This is a genomic window from Streptomyces sp. NPDC025721, from assembly GCF_055558595.1.
Window position 1 is genome coordinate 1 of the sequence record NZ_JBVHMF010000059.1, and the last position, 2423, is coordinate 2423.

Annotated in this window: 3 protein-coding genes; 1 reads left to right on the forward strand and 2 read right to left on the reverse strand. The window is 67.1% G+C overall.

Translation table 11 applies throughout. The features are described 5' to 3' along the window. Positions 1 to 32: 32 nt before the first annotated feature. On the reverse strand, positions 33 to 311 hold the full coding sequence (locus ACZ4EF_RS36825; protein WP_467508560.1) for a hypothetical protein: 279 nt from the start codon (positions 309 to 311) through the stop codon (positions 33 to 35). Between the two features lie 139 nt (positions 312 to 450). Here ACZ4EF_RS36825 and ACZ4EF_RS36830 point away from each other — a divergent pair, with 139 nt between their 5' ends. Beyond that, entirely contained in the window at positions 451 to 1893 is a 1443-nt protein-coding gene (locus ACZ4EF_RS36830) for an NF041680 family putative transposase (protein WP_467508562.1), read from the forward strand. 13 nt (positions 1894 to 1906) lie between these two features. Here the strand turns inward: ACZ4EF_RS36830 and ACZ4EF_RS36835 are convergent, their stop codons facing one another. Then, positions 1907 to 2344, reverse strand: coding sequence for a pyridoxamine 5'-phosphate oxidase family protein (locus ACZ4EF_RS36835; protein ID WP_467508563.1), 438 nt, complete (start codon positions 2342 to 2344; stop codon positions 1907 to 1909). Positions 2345 to 2423: the final 79 nt, after the last annotated feature.

Below are 2423 nucleotides of genomic sequence, written 5' to 3' on the forward strand. Positions count from 1 at the left end.
AGCCGAAGCCTTTGTTGCCTGCGTGCCGAGGCTCAGTGATGTACGGGCAGGTATGCGGCGTGCTCGGCGTAGTGGATGACCGCCTGGCACTTCTCTGATCCGTCGGGCCGGGCTCCGTTCCGCCAGGATGACCAAACCCCGAGGACGTCCTTGGCCAGTTCGACATCGAGTAGATACGCAAGGTTGGGCGGCGGCGCGTCGAATGCTGCCACGGCCGCGTCTGCAGCGGCCGTCCAGGGCTTGGCCGCGTAGATCACTGCTTCGGCAGGCTGATCATCAAGGGATTGCAGAAGCTCCAGGAGGTTCGGCACGGTGTGAGGCTACGCCCCTCACCTCGAACGGCTTCTCGAACTGGGTCACTCGCCTGGGGGTTCGCCGGACGTGGGGGTGGTCTTCGTCTGATCATGTGCTCCGACCAAGGTGCACGTGACCGAGACGTAGGCCGTGAGGGTGAGTCTGCTGCCTGATGCTGTCCGGAGGGAGGCGTTCGCGGAAGCGTCACGCTTCCGGGGCGAGTTCTACGAGTGTCTGACCGCTCGGCACGACGAGTTGTTCGAGCTGGCGGACGCGGTGCTATGTGCGGACGGAGTGGTGAAGTCCCCGGTGGACTTGACGCTGTTGCCCGAGCACCGTCGTGGGCACGGAGCGATGTACGGCGGCTTGAACCGCGGGCGGATCGACACCAGCCGGCTGCGGGCGGTGCTGGCCGGCCTGCCGCTGCCGCGCTTCGATGGCGGGCGACTGGTCCTAGCGGTCGATGTGTCGCCGTGGCTCCGCTCGGACGCGCCGTGCTCGGCGGAGCGTCTGTTCTGCCACGTCTACGGACGGACGAAGACGGCGTCGCAGTTCATTCCGGGCTGGCCCTATTCCTTCGTGGCCGTTCTGGAGCCGGGTTCCACGTCCTGGACCGCGATCCTGGACGCGGTCCGGCTCGGCCCGGCAGACGACGCGACCGCTGTCACCGCCGCTCAGCTCCGAGGGGTCGTTGAACGGCTCATCGCCGCTGGCCAGTGGCAGGCGGGGAACCTGGACATCGTGATCGTCAGCGATGCCGGCTACGACGTCACCCGCTTGGCCTGGGTCCTGCGCGACCTGCCGGTCGAGCTGGTCGGCCGGGTCCGCTCCGACCGCGTCATGCGCCTGCCGAAGCCGACCCGCCAGCCGGGGACGAACGGCCGGCCGCCCAAGCACGGTCCGGAGTTCCGGTTCACCAAGCCGGAGACCTGGCCCGAGCCCGCAATCACCACGGTCACCGACACCGTGAACTACGGCAAGGCCGAGACCCAGGCGTGGGACCGGGTCCACCCCCGGCTCACCCACCGCTCGTCCTGGCTCGACCACGACGGTGCACTACCCCTGGTGGAAGGCGCGTTGATCCGGTTGAAGGTCGAGGACCTGTCGAAGGACCGGGATGCTCCACCACTGTGGTTATGGTCCTCCAAGACCGGCGCCACCCCGGACGACGTGGACCGCTTCTGGCAGGCATTCCTCCGCCGCTTCGACCTGGAGCACACCTTCCGCTTCGCCAAGCAGACCCTCGGATGGACCACCCCGAAACTCCGCACCCCCGAGGCGGCAGACCGTTGGACCTGGATCCTGATCGTCGCTCACACCCAGCTCCGGCTCGCCCGGCCCCTCGCCGCAGACCTCCGCCGGCGCTGGGAGAAACCCGCCGCCTCCGGCCGGCTCACCCCGGCCCGGGTCCGCCGGGGGTTCAGGAACATCCGCACTCATCTCGCCTGCCCGGCCCGTGTTCCCAAACCCCGAGGAGCCAGCCCAGGGTGGCCGCCCGGCACCAAGAACAAGCACCGGGCACCCCGCTACGACGTCGGCAAGACCGTCAAACGCCCCGAGACCCTCAAGGCCATCGGCAAGCCCGGAAGATCTTGGTAGACATAGAACAAGCTCAGCGAGTGGCCGTGTAGCTCAGGTCGTTAGCCGTCAGTGACGAGGGGATCAGCCGCAGCCACATCGTGCCCCGCTGATCAGGATCATCATGCAGGTAGCGGACGAAGCGCGAATCCCAGCGGGACTCATCCGTGCCCAGGTAACGGACCAACTTGCGGCGCCCACGCGGGACGTCGAAGGGAACACGTTCGGCACGGCCACGGGCGATGACCTGGCGGACAAGCCCCGTAGCGATGTCACATACGTCCACTACAAGGGCGATCTGCGGATCCGTGCTTACCCGGTGAAACAGCTTTGCCCACGGCCCGGTCAAAACCCAGAAAGCGCCCTCCTCCCACAGAAACCACACAGGCCGCACGCTCGGTCCATCGGTAGCGATGCGCGCGGTGAGCGGCTGACTGAGGAAGCCATCGATATCAAAGGGAAGGGGCGTCATCTCTCCACGATCGTTGTTCCAAACTCCGCCGAACACCCCGACCTTCGACCTAGGTCGAGCCTGGCAGATCCGGCAGATC

Excerpts from the sequence above, each read along its gene's own strand:
- ACZ4EF_RS36835 (WP_467508563.1), bottom strand. The coding sequence starts at position 2,344 with ATGACGCCCCTTCCCTTTGATATCGATGGCTTCCTCAGTCAGCCGCTC.